The sequence below is a fragment of the Streptomyces sp. MB09-01 genome (assembly GCF_033794505.1).
Classification (GTDB): Bacteria; Actinomycetota; Actinomycetes; order Streptomycetales; family Streptomycetaceae; genus Streptomyces.
Map to the genome: position 1 here is coordinate 1 of NZ_JARAYQ010000527.1, position 1,787 is coordinate 1,787.

1 protein-coding gene is annotated in these 1,787 nt (G+C 73.7%); it reads left to right on the forward strand.

Annotated elements, in window-relative coordinates:
• Window positions 1-205 precede the first annotated feature (205 nt).
• A complete protein-coding gene (locus PV721_RS43185) occupies window positions 206-1,657 on the forward strand; it encodes an amidase (RefSeq protein WP_319734319.1) in 1,452 nt (483 codons plus the stop codon).
• The last annotated feature ends 130 nt before the right edge of the window (window positions 1,658-1,787 follow it).

The following is a 1,787-nucleotide window of genomic DNA, read 5'->3' on the forward strand; positions in this document are numbered from 1 at the left end:
AGCAGGGGACGCATTCCGGAATGTCGGTGTTTGTCCCTGATAAAGAGATTGGCCGTGGGACTTCATGGAGGTGTCCGCCGACTGTCACAGCCGTGTGACAGGGCAGATCGACGCTCGCCGGGCCGATAACGGCTGCTTGACGTGCACGCGGCGGGGCGCCAGCCTTGGCTCGCAGTTACCGGCAGGTACGGCGGAAGGGGCGGGCATGGCCAGGGACGGCGCACAAAGCGGGGAACAAGGCGGGGAACAGGTCCGGGACGATGCGGAGTTGATGTTCCAGTCGGTCGAGCGGCAGGCCGAGCTGGTGCGCACCGGCAAGATCACCTCCCGCGCCCTCGTCGAGGCCGCGCTGCGCCGCATCGCCCGGAACGATCCCGCCCTCGGAGCCTTCCGCATCGTCCTCGCCGAGCAGGCCCTCGCCGAGGCCGACGTCCGGGACGCGGAAGGGGCGGACGGCCCCCTCCACGGCGTACCGATCGCGGTCAAGGACGAGCTGGACGTCGCCGGGCAGGTCACCACCTTCGGCGGCGTGGCCAACCACACGCCCGTGACCAGCGACTCCGAAGCCGTACGCCGTCTGCGGGCCGCCGGAGCCGTCGTGATCGGCAAGACGACGATGCCCGAGTTCGGCCAGTGGCCCTTCACCGAATCCGAAGCCCACGGCCCCACCCACAACCCCTGGGACACCGCCCGCACCCCCGGCGGCTCCAGTGGCGGCAGCGCCGCCGCCGTCGCGGCCGGGCTGGTCGGGGCGGCACTCGGCGGCGACGGCGGCGGCTCCATCCGCATCCCCGCGGCCTGCTGCGGGCTCTTCGGGCTCAAGCCCCAGCGCGGCCGGGTCTCCACCGCCCCGAACCCCCACCTCTGGTACGCCCTCGGCACCGTAGGGCCGCTGACCCGCACCGTGCGCGATTCCGCCCTGCTCTACGACGTCCTCGCCGGCACCACCCCCACCGACCGCTGGAGCGCCCGCCCGGCGGCCACCAGCTGGATACGCGCCCTGGAGACCACGCCCGGCCGGCTCCGCATCGGCTACTCGGCCAAGCCCGCCGTGCCCGGCGTACGCCCGCATCCGGCGCACGTCGAGGCACTGCTGGAGACCGTACGGGCGCTGCGCGAGCTGGGTCACGACGTGCGGGAGGTCAACCCCCGCTACCCGGACGCGACGGCCCCGTTCGCCGCGCAGTTCTGCGGCGGAGTACGGGCGGAGGCCGCCGCGGTCGAGCGCCCCGACCTGCTCGAGCGGCGCACCCGCAGCACCCTCGCGCTGGCCCGGATGGTCCCCGAATCGGCCGTGGAGCGCGGGATCCGGGCGGGGGAGCGGCTGGCGCTGCGCGCCGACCGGATGTTCACCACCATGGACCTGCTGCTGACCCCGGTCATCGCAGAGCGCCCGCGCCCGGTGGGCGCACTGGACGGCGCCGGGCTCCTGACGGCGCTGGCGCGCTCGCGCCCGATGGTCGCCTACACCGCGTTGTGGAACGTCACCGGGCACCCGGCCGCCTCCGTCCCGGCGGGCCACGGCTCGGACGGGCTGCCGCTCGCCGTGCAGCTGGTGGGCCGCCGCGACGACGAGGTGACCGTGCTCCGGGTGGCGGCGCAGCTGGAGACGGTCCGGCCGTGGGGGGAGCGGCGCCCGGAGCTGCCGTTTCGGTGACCGATGCGGGCGGACGCGAATAGCAGGGCCGCCGGTATCCGTCAAGTCACGAAATGTGGGGGCATGACGCGGTTCGAGCATCGGGGCTTACTTGAGTCATGGGTTCACGCAGAACCGGTGGCCCACCCCC